We start from the raw sequence: 21,855 nt of genomic DNA, 5'->3' as shown, positions 1-21,855 counted from the left end.
CAGGATAGCCCCATGACGATTGAACTCAATGATACCGGTCTTTGGCAAACCCTTGGTCATATCAATGGCAAATGGGTGTCGGCTGAAAATGGTATAACCTTTTCAGTGACAGATCCTGCAACCGGCGCACATCTTGCCGATGTTCCCGATATGGGGGCATCCGAAACCCGGCTGGCGATTGATGCCGCCAATGCCGCCCTTCCGGCATGGCGGACAAAGACTGCCAAGGAACGGGCAAACATCCTTCGCAAATGGTTTGACATGTGCATGGCCGCACAGGAAGACCTTGCCTTGCTAATGACTCGCGAACAGGGAAAACCCCTTGCCGAGGCCCGTGGCGAAGTGGCCTATGGCGCGTCATTCCTTGAATGGTTTGCCGAAGAAGGTAAACGCATTTATGGCGATGTCATTCCCTCGCACGGTGCGGATAAACGCATCATCACGGTCAAACAACCGATTGGCGTTGTTGCTGCGATCACGCCCTGGAATTTCCCGATGGCCATGATCACCCGCAAATGTGCCCCGGCACTTGCCGCGGGCTGTACGGTTGTCATCAAACCTGCCGAAGATACGCCTTTGACCGCCCTTGCCCTTGCCGAACTGGCCAAGCGTGCGGGTTTCCCCGATGGCGTGATCAATGTGGTGACCGCATCGCATGGGGCGGATATCGGCAATGAACTGACCGGAAACCCGATTGTGCGCAAACTGTCCTTTACCGGTTCAACCCAGGTCGGCAAACTTTTGATGCGGCAATGCGCCGACACCGTCAAAAAGGTCAGTCTGGAACTTGGTGGGAATGCGCCATTTATTGTCTTTGATGATGCCGATCTTGACGAGGCCGTTGCCGGTGCCATCGCATCGAAATACCGCAATGCCGGACAGACTTGCGTTTGTGCCAACCGCATTCTGGTGCAGGAAGGTGTCTATGACGCCTTCGCCGAAAAACTTGCCGCCGCCGTTGCCAGCCTGCGTGTCGGTCCCGGCACCGAGGAGGGTGTAACCCAGGGGCCGCTGATCAATACCAAGGCCATTGAGAAGGTCGAAACCCTTGTCAATGACGCGATCAGTTGTGGCGCAAAAGCAGTATTGGGTGGCGCACGCGCCAAACCGGGTAGCAATTTCTTCAGCCCGACCATCCTGACCGGTGTTACCGCCGACATGCGGATTTTCTCCGAGGAAATTTTTGGCCCGGTTGCCCCCCTGTTCAGGTTCCGCGACGAGGCAGACGCCATTCGTATGGCCAATGATACGCCCTTTGGACTGGCGGCCTATTTCTATGCCCGTGATATCGGTCGTATCTGGCGGGTTGGCGAAGCACTGGAATACGGCATTGTCGGCATCAATGAAGGGATCATTTCCACAGAATCAGCCCCGTTTGGCGGTGTGAAAGAATCCGGTATCGGCCGCGAAGGATCGAAATACGGCATCGATGATTTTGTCGAAATCAAATATATGTGTCTCGGCGGTCTTGCCGGGAAAGCCAACTGACCGGCAACAAGGAGCCCCACCATGAGTTTCATGTTTCGCAGTGTCCCGCGCATCGTATGCGAGGCGGGCGGCATTGCCAGAACCGGCACCCTGATGAAAGAACTTGGCGCAACCCGCGTCACTGTTGTTTGCGATCCGGGCATTGTCACACTTGGCTTTGCCGATCAGGTGCAAAAATCGTTGGAAGCGGCTGGTATTGCCGTTCAGATATTCTCCGATGTTAAAGCTGATCCCCCCCAGAATATCGTTCAGCAGGCCATTGATGGTGCCAAGGAGTGGCAGGCTGATGGTGTGGTTGGTCTTGGGGGTGGCAGTTCGCTTGATAGTGCCAAACTTGTCGCGCTGCTTGCCAATAGCGATCAGACAATCGAAGGCATTTACGGGATCGACAAGGCAACCGGCGACCGTTTGCCCCTGATCCAGATCCCGACAACCGCTGGCACCGGATCGGAAGTCACCTGGGTGTCGGTCATCACCGATAACAATAATCTGAAACAGGTTGTTTATACCCCGCAACTGATGCCCGATATCGCGCTTCTGGATGCTGAACTGACCTATGGGTTGCCACAGAAAGTCACCGCGGCAACCGGTCTTGATGCCATGGTTCATGCCATCGAAGGATACACCAGCCGCACACGCAAAAACCCGATTGCTGATGGCATGGCAATCACCGCGCTTTCTCTGCTCGGCAAGAACCTGATGAAGGTGATCGAGAACCCCGGCGACAAGGAAGCCCGATCTGCAATGCTTCAGGGCTCACTGATTGCCGGGATGGCCTTTGCCAATGCGTCAGTCGCAGCCGTCCATGGGCTGGCTTATCCGTTGGGCGCACGGTTCCATATTCCGCACGGACACGCCAATGCACTGGTAATGGCGCAAGTTTTGCGCTTCAACCTGCCCGCCGCAAGTAAACTCTATGCCGAACTTGCGCCCTGTCTGATCGAAGATGCCGATTTCTCATCCGATGAAGATGCCGCAGAGGCCTTTGTTCGCCGGATTGAGGCAATGGTCCTTGCCAGCGGCCTTGAAACACGATTGCATGAACTGGGGATCACCGAAGACTCTCTGCCTGAAATGGCCGAGGAGGTCTTTACCAAAATCCATCGCCTGATCGAGAGCAATCCGCGCGATATGACGACAAACGATATTGAAGCCATTTACCGCAGCGTTTTCTGATTTAGCCGCTTGTGAACTCCGATTTATACAGTGGCAAAGAACCGGCGGCCTGTTTGGTCGCTTGGCCGCCGGTTCTTAAAATCAATTGAGGCGATCCCGGATTACCGAATGGCAACCGGGTTGATGATCATCTGGACTGCGCCTTTTAACTTTGCCTGCCCCAGAACAAAAAGAAACTCGTGGGCGCGGTCTGCTGCCAGATCCTTGGTGACGATGTTTTCAAGGATATAAACGCCGTTTTCTGCCAGAAGCTTGACATGAACCGGGAAGAAGGCATTCGGGTCCTCGTGAGGAACCGCTTCGAGGCCCCATGTATCTCCGCCAACCGCGACCACACCCCGCCCAGCCAGCCATTCCGCTGCTTCCAGCCCGATACCGGGTTCGGTCTTGCCATAAAGCGCATTATCCTTACCCACCAGATCAAGCCAGCCGGTATGGATCAGAACAACGTCACCCTTGCGGATTTCAGTCCCAGCCGCCTTTTGGGCGGCCATGATATCATCCAGGGTAATGACATATCCACCTTCCAACCGGGCAGCTCCCTTTATCGCGGCAACGTTCAGCAGCACACCACGGGTTGCCATTGGCGGAACATTTTCAATACCCAGCTTGGTCAATCCGGTGGCAGCGACCATGTCTTCGGCGTGATTATTGTTATAGTAAGTGTGGTGATCGCCAAGATGACCAAGGCCATCAATCTGGGTTCCCACGCCGAGCCAGCCGGTAAACATGTCGTCATTATACGTTCCGGCATTACTGCCGATGGTCTTGTTCCCACTTTGCCCGGGCGAGAAAACCGTTACAGCCACACCACGCGGTGCGAATGCAGGCGTATCGCGCGAAATTTCCATACCCAATGAGTAGACTTTTCCCTCGGAAATCAGCTTGCTTGCCGCAAGGGTTACATCTGATGAAAGATAGTTTGCGGCTCCGATCTGATCATCCGGACCAAACCGCGAGATGAACCTGTCATCTGCCGATGCACTGTCGGCAGCTCCGATGAAACCCAATATTATTGATGCAGAAATCAGGATTTTTGCTTTTTGCATTTATTCCTCCCTAAGTTGATAAGCACTTAGAGAGTGGCAATTGTCGTGCCAACAAAAAGGTGACGCAAATCAGCATTTCCACCGAAAAAGGGAGCGGATATCGATCAACTCAAGACTTAGAATGATCGGTTAGCGCGCAACAGCCCGCAAACACGACACGGGATACCACGAGCATTTCTTGGAGATTGATTTTGAAAAAGCGATGGTGCCCCCGGGGAGAATCGAACTCCCACTCTCAAAGAGAAACAGATTTTGAGTCTGCCGCGTCTACCAATTCCGCCACAGGGGCAGGCACATATGGGTGCATTGCGCACCCGCCATCGTGGGGGCGGATAATAGCTGTAATTTTCGTCCGGTCAATGGGGCTTTGCGCAAAAATTACATCTTTGGCCGCAGCGGACTTTTCTCGGGAAAACGGCATTGCGAGACGGCCCCAAATGCGGTTACATCAGCCGTTCCTGGGCCATAGTGCCGTATTGTTTTTATCGTCTTAAATGCAAAGGGCGTTTCCGTGCTGCGCAGCCTTTATGACTGGACCCTTGGCCTGGCCGCCCATCGCCACGCTGCCATTGCACTTTTCATTATCGCCTTTGTGGAAAGTTCGGTTTTTCCAATCCCGCCGGACGTTCTTCTGATCCCGATGATCATTGCCGCGCCAACACGCGCATGGCGCTATGCGTTAATCTGCCTTGTCGGGTCTGTTCTTGGCGGCATTGCCGGTTATGGCATAGGCTACTTCCTTTTTGAAAGCATCGGCCAACCGGTATTGCAGCTTTATGGCTATAGCGCCAAGTTCGATGTATTCCGCGATTATTATAACGAATGGGGTGCCTGGGCTGTGTTCATCGCCGGGATAAGCCCGTTCCCCTACAAGGTCATTACCATCCTGTCGGGTGTGACAGCACTTGATCCGGCAATATTCATGGTCGCATCGGTTCTGGCGCGTGGTTTGCGCTTCTTCATTATTGCAGCCCTGATCTGGAAATTTGGCCCGGTCATTCGCGACTTTATCGAAAGGCGGCTTGGCCTCGTTTTTACCATATTTGTCGTGGTTCTTGTCGGTGGATTTGCTGCCATCAAACTGATCCCGCACGGTTAACACCGAAAAACGATAACGGAACAACCCGATGATCAAATTGCTTCGCGCACATTATGCCCCAGCCCTGCCACCTGTTGCCATTTTCCTGATTTCTGCCGGAAGCCTCGGCTTTGCCTTCTATGCGCAGTATGTGCAGAAGCTTTTGCCCTGTGTGTTATGCCTTTATCAACGCGTGCCGTTTTATGTTGCCGGTGGCCTTGCCATTCTTGCCCTTTTGCTGCTGCGCATACCGGGTGCTTCGCGGGTTATTGTTTATCTATGCGGTGTTGCCTTTGCCATTGGTACCGGGATTGCGATCTATCATGTCGGCGTTCAGGAACTCTGGTGGGAAGGTCCGGCCATGTGTGGCGGCCTTACCAGCGGTGCGGCATCGGTCGCCGACCTGAAAGCGCAACTGATGGCCCAGCCGATTGTCCGCTGTGACAAGATCGACTGGGCCCTGTTTGGCATCACTATGCCAACGGTCAATGTCTTCTTCTCGGCCGCGCTGACGATCCTTTGCCTGATCGCCCCATCACGGTGGATGAAACGCTAGAACGATCAAAGTCAAACCCGAAATCCGGCCTGCCAGACGCTTTGCTGGCAGGCTTTTTTTTGCGAAAAACACACCAGGTTGCGGACACGAGATATTCTTTTTCCCTCCGTTAAATAATAATGCGAATTATTCTTGTTTGCATAAAATTCTTCTTATAATATCCGCAGCCTTAAGGAATACCGAACCAGATAGGTCTGCGCTGATCGAGCACGACCGAAGAGCAAATATACCCAGCGAGGATATAGGCAGGAATGCCAGACCAGACATTCCATCCCCATATGACAACCAAGATCGAAGGAATCACATTCCTGGAAGAACTTCGTTTCAGACGCTGGAACACAGGGATTACCGATCTATGGCATGTGCAATGTGCAGAAACCTCGGGTGGCAGTTATGTCTCGGAAGCGCCGCGACTGGTTGCCATTCTGGAATGCGCCGGGGATGCGCAATTTTACATTCGCGCAAACAAAAACCATACTGGTGAAGGCCGCGGTGATCAGGGGTGCCTGTTCTATATTCCGGCCGGCATGCATGTCACCTCTGAGGTACAGGGCTCATGCCGCCTGCGCCATCTTGACATCCATCTTGATACACAACGGCTTGAACAATGTCTTGGCTACAAGGCAGATCCCAGCGTCCTCGAAATGCCGCGGATCGGCTTTTATGATCAGCGCATCAATGCGCTTGTGCGCATGATTGCCGACGACATCGCAACCGATAGCCCATCACCGGCGCTATATGGTGAAGGACTTTTAACCGCACTGACCAGCGCCCTTCTGGCACCGATGCCAGAAACCGATACGACACGCAAACGCGGCAGGCTCGCCCCGTTCCAGCTACGCAGGACTGTCGATTATATTGAACAAAATTGCGGTCGCGTTATTCGCCTGGATGAATTAGCCGAACTTGCAGGACTGTCTCAATCTTATTTCTGCTCGGCTTTTCGCGAGAGCACAGGCATGCCGCCCCACCAGTGGCAGATGAAAGCCAGAATAGAACGTGCCAAAACCATGCTGCGTAAATGCGATACTCCTTTGGCATCCATCGCAACCCAAATCGGCTTTGCAGATCAGGCCCATCTCACACGGGTATTCCGCCGCATCACAGGCACCACACCCGGCGCATGGCGCCGCGAACAGGCTATCATAAATTAAACCAAAAACCGTTCAATATAGCCAAATAGGGTTCAATATTTCCCCATTCGCTGCGTGCTATCGGGACGTCACACGTGACAACTGACGCAGAGAACAGACCCAATGAAGTCCTTCAGAGACAAGAACTTAAGAGCCGCTCTTCTTGGCAGTGTTGCAATGATTTTCGCAACATCACCAATGCAGGCTTTCGCACAACAGGCCAAAGACGAAATCCTTGTTGATCCCATCCTGATCGAAGCCGACCAACAAAGTGAAACAGCAACGTCACCTGTTAAGGGATATGTTGCAAAGCAAAGCGCAACAGCAACCAAAACCGGTACCGTGATCTCGGAAACGCCCCGCGCCATATCGGTCGTCTCAAAAAAAGAGATCGAAACACGCCAAGCCCAGACCGTTATGGATGCCCTTAAATATTCGCCGGGCATTCAACCGGATTTGTATGGTTACGACACCCGCTATGACTGGTTCAAGGTCCGGGGCTTCGCCCAACAGGACATAGGCCTTTACCGCGATGGTATGCAGCTTCGCTCATCGGGTTATGCGTCATTCAAGCAAGAGGCATATGGGGCAGAACGCATTGAACTCCTGCGTGGCCCGACATCGGTTCTTTATGGTCAGAATGCGCCGGGCGGTATCGTCAACGTCGTTTCCAAGCGCCCTCATGCAGACATGCTGAACGAAGTAGAACTGCAAACCGGCAGCTTCGATCACAAACAAGGGGCCTTTGACATCGGCGACAAGCTGGTTGAAGACGGAAGCGTTCTTTACCGCGTTACAGGCCTCGTCAAAGATTCCGGCACCCAGACCGATATGGTCGACGACAAAAGGATTTATCTTGCGCCATCGCTGAAATGGGAAAATGACGACACTTCCTTGACCCTTCTCACCCATTATCAGGAAGACGATACCGGCTCGGCAAACAACTGGCTGCCCGCCGTCGGAACAATATTTGGCGCCCCCAATGGTGCAATTCCGGTTGATGTCTTTACCGGGGAACCGGCGTTTGAGGGCTACAAGCGCATTCAGTATTCACTCGGTTACGAGCTCAGCCATGACTTCACGAATGATCTTACATTCCACCAGAACGCGCGATATGCCTTTGTTGATGTCGATTACAAAACAATCTACGGAAACGGCTGGGCAGATGTAAATGCTGGCACGCTAAATCGCAGTCTCCTGCGCACCGACCAGAATGCACATGCCATTACAATTGATAACCAGCTGGAAACCCGGTTTGAAACCGGAACTGTCAATCACACCCTTCTGACCGGACTGGATTATCAGCATTACATCTATGATCGCTATGCCGCGTTCGGCAGTGCGTCGGCGCTAAACGTCTATAACCCGTCCTACGGCGGAACTCTGTCTGCCCTGACGACTTGGTACGATGACGATGTAACGCTTCGCCAGCTTGGTGTTTATGCACAAGATCAGATCGAGTTTGATGAACATTGGGTATTGACCCTTGGCGGTCGCCAGGACTGGTCAGACGAGAAAAAATACGACAACGCCAATAACGGTGCAGAGAGCAGCAAAAACGATCATGCCTTTTCCGGTCAGGCCGGGCTCGTTTACAAAACCGAACTCGGCCTTACGCCATATATCAGCTACTCGGAATCCTTTACCCCCGTCGCCAGTCAGGGAACACAAAACTTCGATCCTGAAACAGGTCAGCAATACGAAATTGGTGCCAAATACGAACCTGAAAGCTTCGATGGCCTGTTAACCGCTGCCTTATATGATCTGCGCCGTCAAAATGTCACGACAACCGACCCTGACGATACAGCACGTAAAATCCAGTCAGGCGAGGTCCGCTCGCGCGGTATCGAACTGGAAGCAACCATTGAGCCTTTTGAAGGGTTGGTTGGCAAAGCTGCATACAGTTTCAACGATGCCGAAGTCACCAAAGACAACGATGGCTATCAGGGCAAAGCCCCGGTCGGCGTTCCGGAACATACAGCATCTCTTTGGGCTGATTATACGTTACAGTCCGGCACAATGAGTGGCTTTGGGTTCAATGGTGGCGTTCGCTATCTCGGTAAACAGTACGCTGATCAGTCAAACACCGTTGAAGTCCCGTCAACCACTCTGTTCGATGCCGGCATCCACTATGAGATTGAAGGCTACCTTCTGGCATTGAATGCGACCAACCTGACGGATGAACGTTGGGTCGCAAGTTGCTCGGGAACAAATGCCTGCTACTACGGTCAGGGACGCACGATTCTCGCCACGGTCAAATATCGCTGGTAGTCAGATTGCGAAAGACTTCGTAAAACATAAAAGCACCGCCGGAAACGACGGTGCTTTTACTTTGTCCACATATACCGGACCCGGATCAGAAGTCGTATTCCAGTTCGGTATCCCAATACAAAAAATCCCGCCAACTTTCGTGAAGATAGTTTGGCGGGAAGCGGCGTCCGATGGTCTGGAGTTCGTGCATGCTCGGCTGTTCGGGGGTCCTGCGCAGCCGGAGTCCGGCTTCCCTGATCGATCGGCTACCCTTGAAAAGGTTACAGTCCGAACAGGCAGTCACAATATTGGACCAGTTCGTTCGCCCGCCCCGCGACCTCGGAATGACGTGATCGAATGTCAGGTCACTGGTCGGCAGACGATCCCCGCAATACTGGCAGGAAAACTGGTCACGCAGGAAAACGTTGAACCGGGTAAAGGCCGGGCTGCTTTTGAGCGATACATATTCCTTAAGCGATATGACACTCGGCAGTTTCATTTTGAAAGATGGGGAATGGACTTCGCGATCATATTCCGAGAGAACATCAACGCGTTCCAGAAACACTGCCTTAAGCGTATCCTGCCAGGACCACAAGGACAGCGGGAAATAGCTTAACGGCCGGAAATCGGCATTAAGGACAAGTGCCGGACACGCATTGGGCGATAAATGCATATCATCCGCTCCACCGTGTTTACCGAGTCGCACCCACTATTTAGCAGGTTCGCGAATCGCGGGTGATGAACATATCATGACGTTTCATCAATCCATGCGACGCGGTCACGTAAATCACTGATAGAGCAAAGTATAGACCAATTTTCGCAAAGCGCAAATCCCGCTTGAGGCCGAGTCGCAAACATTTACGCAAAACCGGCGGCACCAGGTACGACTCGCAATCAGGCACATCAACGCCCGGACAAACAAAAAGGCCGCGCATCGATGATGCACGACCCTTTTATGGCCCCGGAACAGGGCGATCTGAAATCTTTGAAAAACGAAAGGCCCGCAATCGCGAGCCTTCGTAATTCTTAAAGCAAAAGTCTGCCTTAGGCAGCTTTCGCTTCAACAGCTTTGGCGATCTGGCGTTTGACTTTCACCAGCTCTGCCGACAGCTTGGAAGCTGCTGTGCCGAGCACATATGCATCCAGACCACCACGTTTTTCAATGGTGCGGATCGCATTGGTGGTCAGACGCAGACGCACCGAACGACCCAGCGCTTCGCTCAGCAGCGAAGCCGGCTGAAGGTTCGGAAGGAAACGACGTTTGGTGCGGTTGTGGGCGTGGCTCACATTCATGCCGACCAAAACGCCTTTGCCGGATACCGGGCAGCGACGTGCCATGACCTGATCTCCTGGTCTATAATTCGCAAAAGGACGCTTGGCCTGACAGGCAGGCCCGCGCTTGGAGCCGGGTTATTACCGTCTCTGACAGATGCCGTCAAGCCTTCATCCACGCTTTTACGCTACAAAAACACCTGTTTTGCGCAATCCGTTCATATTGCATCACGCAAGGACGGCTTTTCCCATCTCAACCACACGGAATCAAGCGATTTTCCCCGGCACACAGCCATACCCCCGGTTCGGTTTAGCAATTACATAACGATGATGCGACCCGATTCTGGACGGCATCCGGCAAAGACAAACATATATAAAGTCGGGTTCAGGCCTTCTCGCTGCTCATATTGGCTCTTTGACGTTAAGTTCTTTATAAGGATTCAGAAGGTAGAGGTCAGAACACCCAAGGTCACCCAGATTGATCCTTGTCAAAACATCATCGCGCATTCGGTGTTAGCGTGCCGTCATAGTTATTCCGCACACGCTTGGGGAGCACTGCGCATGATGAAAACCGATTCCAAGGTATCCTTGCCCCTTTTGGGCATTCTGCTGGTCGCTGTGATCGGCCTTGTTTTGTATCTGGCCGGTTATGTGCTTGCGCATTTCGGTGTGCCGATTGCATCGGTCTGGATTTACGTCGCACTCGCACTGGTCCCGGTCGTCTTCCTCGTGCTTCTGGATTTCAGCCGCTAATCCTGCGCACTGTCTGCAAACAATAAAACGGCCTGCCAGTTTCGGCGGGCCGTTTTATTGTTTGGGGGGCTTTCGCCTGAAAAATCACGATCAGACGGCTGAACTTCTTTGTTGCCAATGGGGATTTTCACAGGGCCCCGCCGACGGGCGGGCAAAGAAATATCCCTGATAGGCATCAACCCCCATCGCCGCAAGTTCGCTGCGTTGCTGCTCGGTCTCAATACCCTCGGCAATCACATCAAGACCGAACCGATGCGCAATCAGAATGGCGCCTTCGATCACCGCACGTGAATTGACATCCATTTTCAGGATGAAAGATTTATCGATTTTGACCGCATCAACGCGGATCTGATGCAGGCGGGAAAGCGATGAATAGCCCGTACCGAAATCATCAATATGAACTTCCACTCCCTGATCATGCAGATCAGACAGGACTTCTGAAATCAGTTGTGTGCGCCGGATATCAAAGATCGATTCTGTCACTTCAATAGTCAGACGGTTGGCTGGCAGACCCGTTTCAAGCAGCAGATTTTCCACCATACGGGCAAAACGCGGCACAACAATCTGACGCACCGATACGTTAACCGCAATCTTGGGCCCACCGGCAAAGCCGGACCAGTCCAGGATCGTTTTGCAGGCTTCGCGCATCACCCATTCGCCGATATCGACAATCAGCGCCGATTCCTCAGCAATCGGAATAAACTCGTCTGGTGGTACACGGCCAAGTTCCGCACTTTCCCAGCGCAACAACACCTCATAGGCGGTAATGTCGCCCGTCTTCGCACTGACTACCGGCTGATATTCAAGAAAAAGCTCATTGGCGGACAAAGCCTGACGCAGGGCCTGATTGATCGCCAATCGACGTTCCTGCTCAACAAGCAACTTGCTGTCATAACTTTGCACGCTGCCACGCCCGGACCGCTTAACCTCGGCTGCGGCCAGATCGGCCCAATGGATCAATTCCGCAATCTGCGGGTTCTCGTCCATACCAAATGCGACACCAGTGCTGAAACCGACATGCAATGTCTGCCGTGCGATATGGATTGGCCGGTTAACAGCCGCCCGGACCTCGGCGATGGTTTGATCTACCATCTGATGCAGATTTTCCGGGTGGTCGGTCAGAATCATGATGAATTCATCGCCACCCCACCGCCCGAGAGCATGACGATCATCGACATATTCCCGTAAACGGTGCGAAACTTCCTTAAGCACCAGATCACCGATCGCATGACTGAGCCCGTCATTGATCTGTTTGAAATGATCAAGATCAATGAACAGAACGGCATAGGCACGATTGCCCCAGCTTGCGCGCGCCTCTTCAAACCAGGAAACGATGCCATCACGGTTCAGCAATCCTGTCAGGGTGTCGCGCACCAGAAGATTGCGAAGTTCACGGGTTCGTTTCGCCACCCGAGCTTCAAGTGTCGCATTCCAGTTCTCGGTTATCCGGTTTTTCTCGCGCAGGTCGTCAACCAGAGAGTCGTTTTCGTGCTTCAGCACAAGCGACCGATACAGAATACCGTGATTATTGCGATGGGTGATCATCATGACGGTTACAAAGATGAAGCCAAGCCCCGACAGAACGTAATTCGGCTCCGGCATGACAATCAGAACAATACAGGCAGGCAGTAGCAACATCAGAAGATAGAACCGGCCGACCCTGAAAACAGGTGCAAGAATTCCGGTCGCGCCACCGGCAAGCCCCGCCAATATGATCAGGGTTACGAAACGGCTTTCATTACTTTGCGTTGGCAAGTCAAAGATTGACGCCAACGCCCAAAGGATAGCGCCGGAACAAACACCACAGGCATATCGCATAAACCATCTATGGAATTCCGCATCATCAAATGCAGAAACCAGCCGTCGTTCGACATGATAGCGATACCCGATAAAAAGCCGGATCACCGTCGTTGCAAAAATCACGCAAATCCAGACGGTCATGCCAAATGATAGTTCGGATTGAAACCAAAGCGTCCCGACAAGACCACTTCCGGCCGACAGATTGACAAGGACGTTCGCCCAGTTGTTGCGATAGGCAAGATCAAGAAGGTCCGCGCGAACCTTCTTTTGCAATTTCGGCCCTGCTTCGGTCCCGTGTCCGGGTTCCCAAAGCAGCCGTTTCAAGGTGTCAGCCATCCTGGCTGTGAACTGCCCCATCCGGAAATTCCGTTATAGCCGTTTACACGCTTAACAATCGGATGCGCAACATTAGCTATTTGGATGGTAAGCAGTCACCCTAAATAATTCCAGATAGAAAGTGCGGTTTTTTGAAGCAATGCCCCTTGTAAGCCCCAAAGCCGACCGGGACCCGGTTTTGCCCCGGTCGGCTTTCGATGCCAGATCGTCAGAATATACCCTCAGAATATCTCGAAGACTTGCCCGGTCTGAAGACCCTCGACCGATTTGGCATAGCCAAGGGCCGCACGTGCCGCCGGAACGGGATCATGCCCGCGGAAATACGGTGCGTAGCCTTCCATGGCCTCAAGGATCACACCGGGGCTGACCGCGTTAATGCGAAGCCCCGGTTTCATTTCGATTGCAGCAGCCCGCACAAAAGACTCGATTGCGCCATTCACCATCGAGGCCGAGCTACCGTAACGGATCGGATCTTTGGACAGGATACCAGTGGTCAGCGTGAATGATGCATTGTCTGCCACGTGATCACGCCCAACCAGCACCAGATTGACCTGCCCCATCAGTTTGTCATTGATCCCGATGCGGTATTTGTCATCGTCCATTTCGGCAAAATCACCGAAATGAACCTTTCCGGTCGCAGAAACAACCGCATCGACTTTGCCGACCTTTTCAAACATCGCACGGATTGATGCGATATCCGTCAGATCAACATTAACGTCTCCACTTGCGCGGGACGCACGGATGATGTCGTGGCGTTGGGACAACTCGGAATCAATCCCGCGCCCGACAATCCCCGATGCGCCTACCAAAAGAACTTTCATCTGATCCTCCATCCATGGAAGTGCTTCGATGGATGGATTGTCTCATGAGACAATTGCAAGGATAATCTGGTTATTTCCAAACATTTTGTTTAATATTCTAAACAATGAAAGATTATCTGAGTGAAATGCGCAGCTTTGCGGCCGTCATGGAAAATGGTGGCTTTACCCACGCCGCCAAGGCACTTGGCGTGTCCAAGGGCCTGATCAGCCAGCATGTCAAAAGACTGGAATCAGAGCTGGGGGCGCAATTGCTGTTCCGGTCAACCCGCAAGGTAGAACCAACCGAAATCGGGATCACATTTCTGGGTTATTGCCAAAACATCACCCAAAGTGCCGCCGCCGCATTCGAAGCCGTCGAGGCTATGCGCGGCGAGCCGGTCGGCACCGTTCGCATTACGGTTCCCGTTTCCTTTGGCGAGATGTTTCTTGATGACATCATCGTCGCATTTCAAAAAGCACATCCGCGCATACAGATCGAAATGGAACTGGAAAACACCTTCCGCGCGCTGCAATCTGCCCATATCGATATCGCCATTCGCGTCGGATTATCCGACGACCCAGAACAGGTTGCCATTCCGCTGGGTCAATTGTCCGAACTGATCTGCGCAAGCCCTACCTACTGGGCAAAGCACCCAAAGCCCGAAACACCCGCCGATCTGGGAAATCACAATTGCCTGCTGAATTTTCAGTACTACAAAGATGGCAACTGGGTTTTCTTTTCCGATGATGGCGCACAATCAGTTCCGGCACAGGGCAATCTGCGCCTTAATCATTATCCGCTGTTGCGCAATGCCGCGATCCGCGGATTGGGCGTTGCCCGGCTGCCCCGGTATGTTGCCCTTCCGGCAATCTTCGACGGATTGCTTGAAACGGCACTGGATGGCTATTCATCGCCGTTACGACCGATCTATCTGGTTTACCCCTATCAGGAAAACCTGCCGGTCAAAAACCGGTTGATGATTGATTTTATTCGCAGCTGGTTCGTCGAACGACCTGACCTTCTGGAAACCAGAACGACGTCGCCTAGACATATCCGCTTAGCGCAATGACCTCTTGGGCGCTCATACCCTCGTCACGCATGGATCGCAGTGTTTTTGATTTGTCGCGCTTGGCAAACCGTTTGCCATCCGGGCCCGTAAGCAGGACATGATGATGATATTCAGGAACATCATATCCCAGCAATTCCTGTAACAGGCGATGCAGGTGGCTTGCAAAAAACAGATCCTGACCGCGGGTGACAAGGTTGATGCCCTGCAAATGATCATCATGGGTTACCGATAGATGGTAGCTTGTCGGCGTGTCCTTGCGCGCCAGAACAACATCGCCAAATATTTCCGGCGTTGCATCCTGTTTGCCAAGCTTGCGGTCATACCACGATAACGGGCTGGCGACCTGTCTAAGGGCACGCACCATATCCAGACGCAGCGCATAGCTTTCCCCCGTCGCAACACGGTCTGCGCGCTCGGAAGCACTAAGATTACGACAGGTCCCCGGGTAAAGCACACCATCCGGCCCATGCGGCGCATTTCCAATCCGCGCGATTTCTTCCTGAATGTCTTTTCGCGTGCAAAAGCACGGATAAAGCAGCCCCGCCTCGCTCAAACGATCCAGGACCTTCTCATAATCACGGAAATGCTGCGACTGAATGCGAACAGGTTCTTCCCATCGAAGCCCCAGCCAAGCAAGTTCCTCAAAGATCGCATCAACATATTCCGGGCGACAGCGGGTTTGATCTATATCTTCGATCCGCAAAAGGAAACGGCCATCCGGCCCGCCCTGTTTTGCGGAAAACAGGGCCGAGGCCGCATGACCAAGATGCAGAAACCCGGTCGGACTGGGGGCAAAGCGGGTAATGGCTGTCATAACGGCCCTATCCCCATGACCTACCAGCGGTCACGATCACCGGTCGCCTTGTCCTTGGCGGTATCCGCAGGCACATGACGCATCGGACGTTTGGGCTGACGGCCCCCCTGTTCATCGAACAGATCGGACAATTCACGCAACATCGTCCCGCCAAGCTCTTCGGGGTCGTTGATCGTTACCGCACGCTGGTAATAGCGGGTCACATCATGTCCGATCCCGATCGCAAGCAGCTCAACTGGCGAACGGGTCTGAATCCAGTCGATGACCTCGCGCAGGTGCCGTTCAAGGTAATTTCCGGAATTTACCGACAGGGTCGAATCATCGACCGGCGCGCCGTCGGAAATCACCATCAAAATCCGGCGTTGTTCCGAACGGCCCAGAAGGCGTTCGTGCGCCCAAAGCAGGGCTTCGCCGTCGATATTTTCCTTAAGCAATCCTTCGCGCAGCATCAGGCCAAGATTCTTGCGCGCGCGCCGCCACGGGGTATCGGCCGCTTTATAGATGATGTGTCGCAGGTCGTTGAGACGGCCCGGTTTTGGCGGCTTGCCACTTTCAACCCATTTTTCGCGCGATTGCCCGCCTTTCCACTGACGGGTAGTGAAACCAAGGATTTCGACCTTCACCCCGCACCGTTCAAGGGTACGTGCCAGAATGTCGGCCGATAGAGCGGCAATCGTGATCGGTCGCCCGCGCATGGAACCGGAATTATCGATCAGCAGCGTCACGACCGTATCCCGGAAATCTGTATCCTGTTCCTGTTTGAAGGACAGCGAGGTCGAAGGTGTTGAAACAATACGCGCCAGCTTCGCCGCATCAAGGATGCCTTCTTCAAGGTCAAAGTCCCAGCCACGATTTTGCTGCGCCATCAGGCGGCGCTGCAAGCGGTTGGCAAGGCGCGAAACGACATTCTGCAAATTCGCAAGCTGCTTATCGAGCATGGCGCGCAGACGCGAAAGCTCCAGGCCTTCGCAAAGCTCGTCGGCAGTTACGATTTCATCAAATTCACGCGTAAAGGGTTCATAGCCGCGTTCAATCGGTTCGTTCCGACCGTCAAATTCAGGCTGTTCACCGGGTCCGGCAGGCTGTTCTTCCTGTGACATGGCTTCAAGCTGCTGGTCATCGATATCGCCTTCACCGGCTTCGGCTTCTTCGGTACCGGCATCCTGCTGCTGATCATCACCATCAGGTTCGGACTCGTCAGCCTGCCCCTGCTGGCCACCCTGACTGTCAAGTTCCTCGTCCGGGTCGGTTTCGCCTTCTTTTTCGTCCTCATCCTCGCCATCATTTTCAGGCGGGGCTTCGTCGATATCATCTTCAAGAGACAAATGATCAAGCAGGCGGCGCAATCCCCGCGCAAACGCATCCTGATCGTCAATCAGATCGCGCAGATCGTTCAGGTCTGTACCGGCATTTTCTTCGATATGGGCACGCCACAGATCGATCAGCGGGCGGGCCGATGACGGGGCGGGTTCACCAGTAAAAATCTCGCGCGCCAGCATCCCGATTGCATCAGCAAACGGGGCATCTTCGCGCGCCGTCAACCGATGGAAGTTTTTGGCACGGCAATCCTGTTCGGCATGTTCACGCAGGTTCTTGCGGACCCCCGGGAAATAACGCGAACCAACTGCCTCGCAACGGGCCGTTTCCAGCGCGTCGTAAACGGCCTGTGCCTCGGCGGTTTCGGGCATACGGCGGGCATGAAGGGCCACATCATGGTGACGCAGTTTCAACGCCCAGCCATCGGCAACCCCGCGCAGGTCGGCAACCTCGTCCTTCGGCAGCGCCTGTTTGGGCATCGGCAGGCGCACATGTTCGCCATAGCCACCTGCCCGACCGCCTTTGACAAAGCCGACTTCAAGATCATTGCGTCCGGCAAGCGCGCGAAATGTCGCCGCTGTGCCGCGCAAAAATCCGGAAAGCGCTTCATCATTCTTCATTGCTCTACTCGCTTCTGGAATCAGGTCGCCGATTTGCTTTAACAATGGATGATCCTAACGGACCATCACATTGATGGCTTCTTCGGGAAGTTCCTCGCCAAAGCACCGCTGATAATATTCAGCAAGGATCGGGCGTTCGACCTCGTCGCAACGGTTAAGGAACGTCACGCGAAACGCATAGGAAATTTCCCCGAAAATCTCGGCGTTTTCCGCAAGCGTAATAACGGTACGCGGGCTCATGACAGTCGAAATATCGCCTGCGACAAATCCCTGGCGGGTCAGGTTGGCAAGGGCAACCATGGCCTCGATCTTCTTGCGGCCTTCGGCATTGTCGAACGACGGCACCTTGGCGGTCACGATGTTGGTTTCATCGGCAACCGACAGATAGTTCAGGGTCGCAACAATCGACCAACGGTCCATCTGGGCCTGGTTGATCTGCTGGGTCCCGTGATATAGGCCCGTGGTATCGCCAAGGCCGACCGTGTTTGACGTCGCAAACAGGCGGAAATTCGGATGCGGATGGATGACCTTGTTCTGATCAAGCAGGGTCAGCTTGCCATCGACTTCCAGAACACGCTGGATAACGAACATCACATCGGGGCGACCGGCATCATATTCATCAAAGACCATCGCGACCGGACGTTTAAGCGCCCAGGGCAAAATGCCTTCGCGGAATTCCGTGATCTGTTTGCCATCGCGCAACACGATGGCATCTTTGCCGATCAGGTCGATACGCGAAATGTGGCTATCAAGGTTTACACGAACACAAGGCCAGTTCAGACGTGCAGCAACCTGTTCGATATGGGTCGACTTACCCGTACCGTGATACCCTTGGATCATCACGCGGCGGTTATGGGCGAAGCCCGCCAGAATGGCCAACGTGGTATCGCGATCAAACCGATAGGTCGGATCAATCATGGGAACATGTTCGCTGCCCTGGCTGAATGCCGGAACCTTCATGTCGGAATCAATCCCGAACGCTTCACGAACGGAGATTTTGATGTCTGGTGCATCCAGCGGATGTTCGGCGGCTGCACCTGTCGCTTCGTAACCTTGGCTCATAAGTACTCGCGCATTTGTCGGACCGGTGACGCGGTCTCGTTTGAAACTAGCTCATTAATAGCGGCTAAGATGCGCGTGACAAAGGGAAGATGCGCAAAAAAAATCTATCGCCGCCAATGGATCGAACAATGAAAAGGTCCGCGGCACGAATTGCAAGGCAGATTTTATCAAATTTCGCCCGATACCAGTCTCTGATTACGTGGAAACACGTGCTTCCAGATCACGGATGTATCTCATCAGCGACGAATAGGCTGCACTGATTTTCTTAAAGCGTTCTTCGGCAACCTTGTCGCCGCCATTGGCGTCGGGATGGTATTTTTTCGACAACGCCTTGTATTTTGACTTCAGCTCGTCCTTGGAAAACGGCCAAGGAAGATCAAGCGTTGCCATGGCCTGTTGCTGTTCGGATGGCATGCCCATAGCCCCCGCGCGACGCTGGGCATCTTCGCTTTTGCGTCGGCGATCCCCCGCGGGGTCACCCCCTGGGCCATGATGGGTCGGATCACCATCTTCGTTAAAGAAGCCGAAACCGTCGCTGAATTTGAAGTTAAACGGTTTCTTGGCGCCGCGAATATGCCCGAACCGCCATGTCGGGCGTTGCCAATGGGTATCACGCCGGACATCGTCTTCGATGTCTTCGGCTTTCATGCCCTCGTAATAGTTCCAGGACTTGTTGTATTCCCGGACATGGTCGAGACAGAACTTATAGTACTCGCGAAGTTTGCGGTCCTTGGGCGCACGAAATTCCCCATGACCTTCACATCCCGGCCATTCACATACGGGCAGGTCTGGTTCTTCATGGTAAAGGGTTTTGCGTTTGTTGCGTTGGCCGCGGTTCATCTGCGTTTATATGTTCTGATCATTAAGCTTCGCAATATCATACGAGCCGTTTTAATGCGATAAAAGGCTTGAAAAACTGCCATCGCGTGCCACAACGGTGCCAACAGTCAGATTTTCGCATTAATTCATGCGAAACACACCGAAACATGAGGCCATTGTCATGCAGGTAGCCCAACAGATTAGCGATATCCTGACCGCGGAATTCGCCCCCGAGAAACTCGAAATCATCGATGATTCGTCAAAACATGCCGGTCATTCAGGCGCCGACCCACGCGGAGAGTCGCATTTTTCCGTACTGGTCGTTTCCCAAAAATTTGATGGCGAGAACCGAGTCAATCGCCAGCGGCTGGTTTACGCAGCCCTTGATCAGCTTCTGAAAGATCGCGTTCACGCGCTGGCTTTGAAAACCATGACACCTTCCGAATATGCAGCGGCTGCGATCTAAAAATAACCAATGCGTTTGTTCCGCATCGTGAAATCAACTTAGACGACCGTTATTTTTCGGCGCAATAATAAGCCCAGAAGCCCGATACGCAGTCTCCTGCATATGGGGCACGGGCGCCGGTCAAATCTGCGCCCGATACAAACGGGAGGACTAGGTTATGAGAACGCGCCTTATCGGGGCAAGCGTCGCCCTGTTTATGTCTGGAACGGCCTACGCACAGGCCCCTGCCCCGGACAATCTTGAAAAACTCTCCAATTTCCAGTCTACAGGCACCAGCGAGTTCACAAGAATCGAGCAAACCGGTGACTATGCTGACGGCATCAAGAAAACGCTTGAACGCATTACTCTGCCGGACGGTTTCAAGATTGCCCTTTATGCCGTTGTTCCCGATGCCCGCCATATCGCCGTTGGCCCGCAAGGGGTTGTGACATTTGTCGGCACGCGCAAGGACAAGGTCTGGTCGGTAACCGACCGCAACAAGGACCGTGTTGCAGACGAGGTCAAGGACTTCGCCCCGTCCTTGCGGTTCTCCATTCCCAACGGTCCGTGCTTCTCTCCCGATGGCATGCTCTATATCGCAGAGCAAAACAGGGTTCTGACCTTCCCCGCCGCCGAATTTTTCTATGAAAGCCCCGATGTCGCGGCATTCAATGTCGTTAAGCAGGGTGAGCTGATTCCACCGTCCGAAGAAAGCTACAATCACACCGCACGTGTTTGCAAAATCGGCCCGGATGGCAAACTTTATATCTCGCTTGGGCAACCCTTCAACGTTTCCCCCAAGGACAAGCTTGATCTTTATCGCCAACACGGGATCGGCGGTATTATACGCATCAACATCGATGGAACCGGCCGTGAAGTATACACATACGGGGTCCGGAACTCCGTCGGTCATGACTTCCATCCGGAAACCGGCGAACTATGGTGGACGGACAATCAGGTTGACGGCATGGGCGATGACATTCCGCCCGGTGAAATCAATCACCAGACAGCAGCCGGTCAGCATTTCGGCCATCCCTGGTATGGCGGCGGCAACGTTCGCACAAATGAATATGCCGGTGAAGAAGTTCCCTATGATGTCGTGATGCCCGCGGTCGAAACCATTGCACATGCTGCCGACCTTGGCATGTCCTTCTACACGGGCAAGATGTTCCCGGCCAAATACAAGAATGCGATTTTCTCGGCCCAGCACGGATCGTGGAACCGCACCACGCCGGTCGGCGCGCGCGTGATGGTAACCTTTATCGACAGTGACGGCACGGCCCGCATAGAGCCCTTTGCCGAAGGCTGGATCGATGAAAACGGGGAATATCTTGGCCGCCCGGTTGATGTCGCCCAGCTGCGCGACGGGTCCCTGATTGTATCGGACGACCTTGCCGGTGCCCTGTACCGCATCTGGTACGAGGGGAAATAATGCGGATATTGCTTATCGTGATTCTCGGCGGGCTTTTGCCCGCCGGGGCTACCGTGGCACAGGACATTGATGCCGGTCGGAAAGTTGCGGGCATATGTCGAACCTGTCACGGTCTGGACGGATTTGCCCGCATCCCGATTGCCCCGCATATCGGCGGCGAACCCGCGGCATATATTGAAACCCAATTGCGCGCGTTTCGCGATGGCAGCCGGGAACATGAAATGATGACCGTGGTTGCCAGCAGTTTAACCGACCAGCAGATCGCCGACGCCGCGGCCTGGTATAACCATTTTGATGTGACTGCCACACTGCCAGCCGGGAAAAACCCTGATGATGCCCCGGAACTTTGCAGCACCTGCCATGGTTCAAACGGGATTTCGGAAATGCCGGACGTTCCCAACCTTGCCGGTGAAACCAATATCTATCTCGAAACACAGTTAAAAGCGTTCCGAAACGGCAAGCGCAATCATGACATCATGTCGCCAATTGCAACCGAGCTTGACGATAGAGGAATGCAGACCGCAGCAGACTGGTACAGTGCGATTACGATCAACATCACCGATCCGACCAAACCGAACTGAAACC

General features: G+C 53.6%; 20 protein-coding genes and 1 tRNA gene. 11 read left to right on the top strand and 10 right to left on the bottom strand.

Annotated elements, in window-relative coordinates:
- Window positions 1–12 precede the first annotated feature (12 nt).
- Window positions 13–1,488: an NAD-dependent succinate-semialdehyde dehydrogenase gene (locus tag ABIE64_RS16165; RefSeq protein WP_175484506.1), complete on the top strand. Its 1,476-nt coding sequence runs from the start codon at window positions 13–15 to the stop codon at window positions 1,486–1,488.
- Window positions 1,489–1,509: 21 nt separating this feature from the next.
- Window positions 1,510–2,664, top strand: a complete 1,155-nt coding sequence (locus ABIE64_RS16160) for an iron-containing alcohol dehydrogenase (RefSeq protein WP_071240821.1) — start codon at window positions 1,510–1,512, stop codon at window positions 2,662–2,664.
- 101 nt (window positions 2,665–2,765) lie between these two features.
- On the opposite strand, the gene ABIE64_RS16155 is transcribed toward ABIE64_RS16160, so the two are convergent.
- Window positions 2,766–3,713, bottom strand: coding sequence for a cyclase family protein (locus ABIE64_RS16155; protein ID WP_071240822.1), 948 nt, complete (start codon window positions 3,711–3,713; stop codon window positions 2,766–2,768).
- A 203-nt stretch (window positions 3,714–3,916) separates the two neighbouring features.
- A tRNA-Leu gene (locus ABIE64_RS16150) sits at window positions 3,917–4,002 on the bottom strand.
- 222 nt (window positions 4,003–4,224) lie between these two features.
- Here ABIE64_RS16150 and ABIE64_RS16145 point away from each other — a divergent pair.
- The 4 genes from ABIE64_RS16145 (at window position 4,225) to ABIE64_RS16130 (ending at window position 8,751) form a co-directional block, all read left to right on the top strand.
- The gene (locus tag ABIE64_RS16145; protein ID WP_037990576.1) at window positions 4,225–4,812 is read left to right on the top strand and encodes a YqaA family protein; all 588 of its coding nucleotides are present in this window, start codon (window positions 4,225–4,227) and stop codon (window positions 4,810–4,812) included.
- Window positions 4,813–4,840: 28 nt separating this feature from the next.
- Window positions 4,841–5,347 carry a disulfide bond formation protein B gene (locus ABIE64_RS16140; RefSeq protein ID WP_354377950.1) on the top strand — a complete coding sequence of 169 codons (507 nt, stop codon included), beginning with the start codon at window positions 4,841–4,843 and terminating at the stop codon, window positions 5,345–5,347.
- Window positions 5,348–5,598: 251 nt separating this feature from the next.
- Window positions 5,599–6,501 (top strand): helix-turn-helix domain-containing protein, encoded by a 903-nt coding sequence (locus tag ABIE64_RS16135; protein WP_354377949.1) that lies wholly within the window; start codon window positions 5,599–5,601, stop codon window positions 6,499–6,501.
- Window positions 6,502–6,603: 102 nt separating this feature from the next.
- On the top strand, window positions 6,604–8,751 hold the full coding sequence (locus ABIE64_RS16130) for a TonB-dependent siderophore receptor (protein ID WP_354377948.1): 2,148 nt from the start codon (window positions 6,604–6,606) through the stop codon (window positions 8,749–8,751).
- Between the two features lie 85 nt (window positions 8,752–8,836).
- On the opposite strand, the gene ABIE64_RS16125 is transcribed toward ABIE64_RS16130, so the two are convergent.
- Entirely contained in the window at window positions 8,837–9,403 is a 567-nt protein-coding gene (locus ABIE64_RS16125; RefSeq protein WP_007089028.1) for an HNH endonuclease, read from the bottom strand.
- A gap of 371 nt (window positions 9,404–9,774) precedes the next feature.
- Complete coding sequence (rpmB, locus tag ABIE64_RS16120; RefSeq protein ID WP_037990572.1) at window positions 9,775–10,068, bottom strand: 50S ribosomal protein L28; 294 nt, start codon at window positions 10,066–10,068, stop codon at window positions 9,775–9,777.
- Between the two features lie 495 nt (window positions 10,069–10,563).
- Here rpmB and ABIE64_RS16115 point away from each other — a divergent pair, with 495 nt between their 5' ends.
- Entirely contained in the window at window positions 10,564–10,755 is a 192-nt protein-coding gene (locus tag ABIE64_RS16115; RefSeq protein ID WP_007089031.1) for a hypothetical protein, read from the top strand.
- Between the two features lie 90 nt (window positions 10,756–10,845).
- Here ABIE64_RS16115 and ABIE64_RS16110 read toward each other — a convergent pair whose 3' ends face one another.
- Both ABIE64_RS16110 and ABIE64_RS16105 read right to left on the bottom strand, forming a co-directional pair.
- Window positions 10,846–12,879, bottom strand: a complete 2,034-nt coding sequence (locus ABIE64_RS16110) for a putative bifunctional diguanylate cyclase/phosphodiesterase (protein WP_354377947.1) — start codon at window positions 12,877–12,879, stop codon at window positions 10,846–10,848.
- Window positions 12,880–13,112: 233 nt separating this feature from the next.
- On the bottom strand, window positions 13,113–13,712 hold the full coding sequence (locus tag ABIE64_RS16105) for a short chain dehydrogenase (RefSeq protein ID WP_071240826.1): 600 nt from the start codon (window positions 13,710–13,712) through the stop codon (window positions 13,113–13,115).
- Window positions 13,713–13,837: 125 nt separating this feature from the next.
- Here ABIE64_RS16105 and ABIE64_RS16100 point away from each other — a divergent pair, with 125 nt between their 5' ends.
- Window positions 13,838–14,761 carry a LysR family transcriptional regulator gene (locus ABIE64_RS16100; RefSeq protein WP_354377946.1) on the top strand — a complete coding sequence of 308 codons (924 nt, stop codon included), beginning with the start codon at window positions 13,838–13,840 and terminating at the stop codon, window positions 14,759–14,761.
- Here the strand turns inward: ABIE64_RS16100 and gluQRS are convergent.
- The 4 genes from gluQRS to ABIE64_RS16080 form a co-directional block, all read right to left on the bottom strand.
- A complete protein-coding gene (gene gluQRS / locus ABIE64_RS16095; RefSeq protein WP_354377945.1) occupies window positions 14,736–15,575 on the bottom strand; it encodes a tRNA glutamyl-Q(34) synthetase GluQRS in 840 nt (279 codons plus the stop codon). The genes ABIE64_RS16100 and gluQRS overlap by 26 nt on opposite strands.
- A gap of 20 nt (window positions 15,576–15,595) precedes the next feature.
- Window positions 15,596–17,512: a cobaltochelatase subunit CobT gene (gene cobT / locus ABIE64_RS16090; protein WP_037990567.1), complete on the bottom strand. Its 1,917-nt coding sequence runs from the start codon at window positions 17,510–17,512 to the stop codon at window positions 15,596–15,598.
- Between the two features lie 54 nt (window positions 17,513–17,566).
- Entirely contained in the window at window positions 17,567–18,574 is a 1,008-nt protein-coding gene (cobS, locus tag ABIE64_RS16085) for a cobaltochelatase subunit CobS (protein WP_007089037.1), read from the bottom strand.
- Between the two features lie 195 nt (window positions 18,575–18,769).
- Window positions 18,770–19,414: a J domain-containing protein gene (locus tag ABIE64_RS16080; RefSeq protein WP_354377944.1), complete on the bottom strand. Its 645-nt coding sequence runs from the start codon at window positions 19,412–19,414 to the stop codon at window positions 18,770–18,772.
- A gap of 160 nt (window positions 19,415–19,574) precedes the next feature.
- On the opposite strand from ABIE64_RS16080, the gene ABIE64_RS16075 reads away from it, so the two are divergent.
- The 3 genes from ABIE64_RS16075 to ABIE64_RS16065 all read left to right on the top strand — a co-directional run bounded on the left by ABIE64_RS16075 (window position 19,575) and on the right by ABIE64_RS16065 (window position 21,851).
- Complete coding sequence (locus ABIE64_RS16075; RefSeq protein ID WP_354377943.1) at window positions 19,575–19,859, top strand: BolA family protein; 285 nt, start codon at window positions 19,575–19,577, stop codon at window positions 19,857–19,859.
- A 157-nt stretch (window positions 19,860–20,016) separates the two neighbouring features.
- The gene (locus ABIE64_RS16070; RefSeq protein WP_007089040.1) at window positions 20,017–21,270 is read left to right on the top strand and encodes a PQQ-dependent sugar dehydrogenase; all 1,254 of its coding nucleotides are present in this window, start codon (window positions 20,017–20,019) and stop codon (window positions 21,268–21,270) included.
- Window positions 21,270–21,851, top strand: coding sequence for a c-type cytochrome (locus ABIE64_RS16065; RefSeq protein WP_354377942.1), 582 nt, complete (start codon window positions 21,270–21,272; stop codon window positions 21,849–21,851). Before ABIE64_RS16070 ends, ABIE64_RS16065 begins: the two co-directional genes overlap by 1 nt.
- Window positions 21,852–21,855: the final 4 nt, after the last annotated feature.

Origin of the sequence: Thalassospira sp. MBR-102, assembly GCF_040549275.1 — a bacterium.
Lineage (GTDB): Bacteria > Pseudomonadota > Alphaproteobacteria > Rhodospirillales > Thalassospiraceae > Thalassospira > Thalassospira xiamenensis.
The sequence above is the reverse complement of the archived record's forward strand: the minus strand, read 5'-3'. Positions and strand labels throughout refer to the sequence as shown.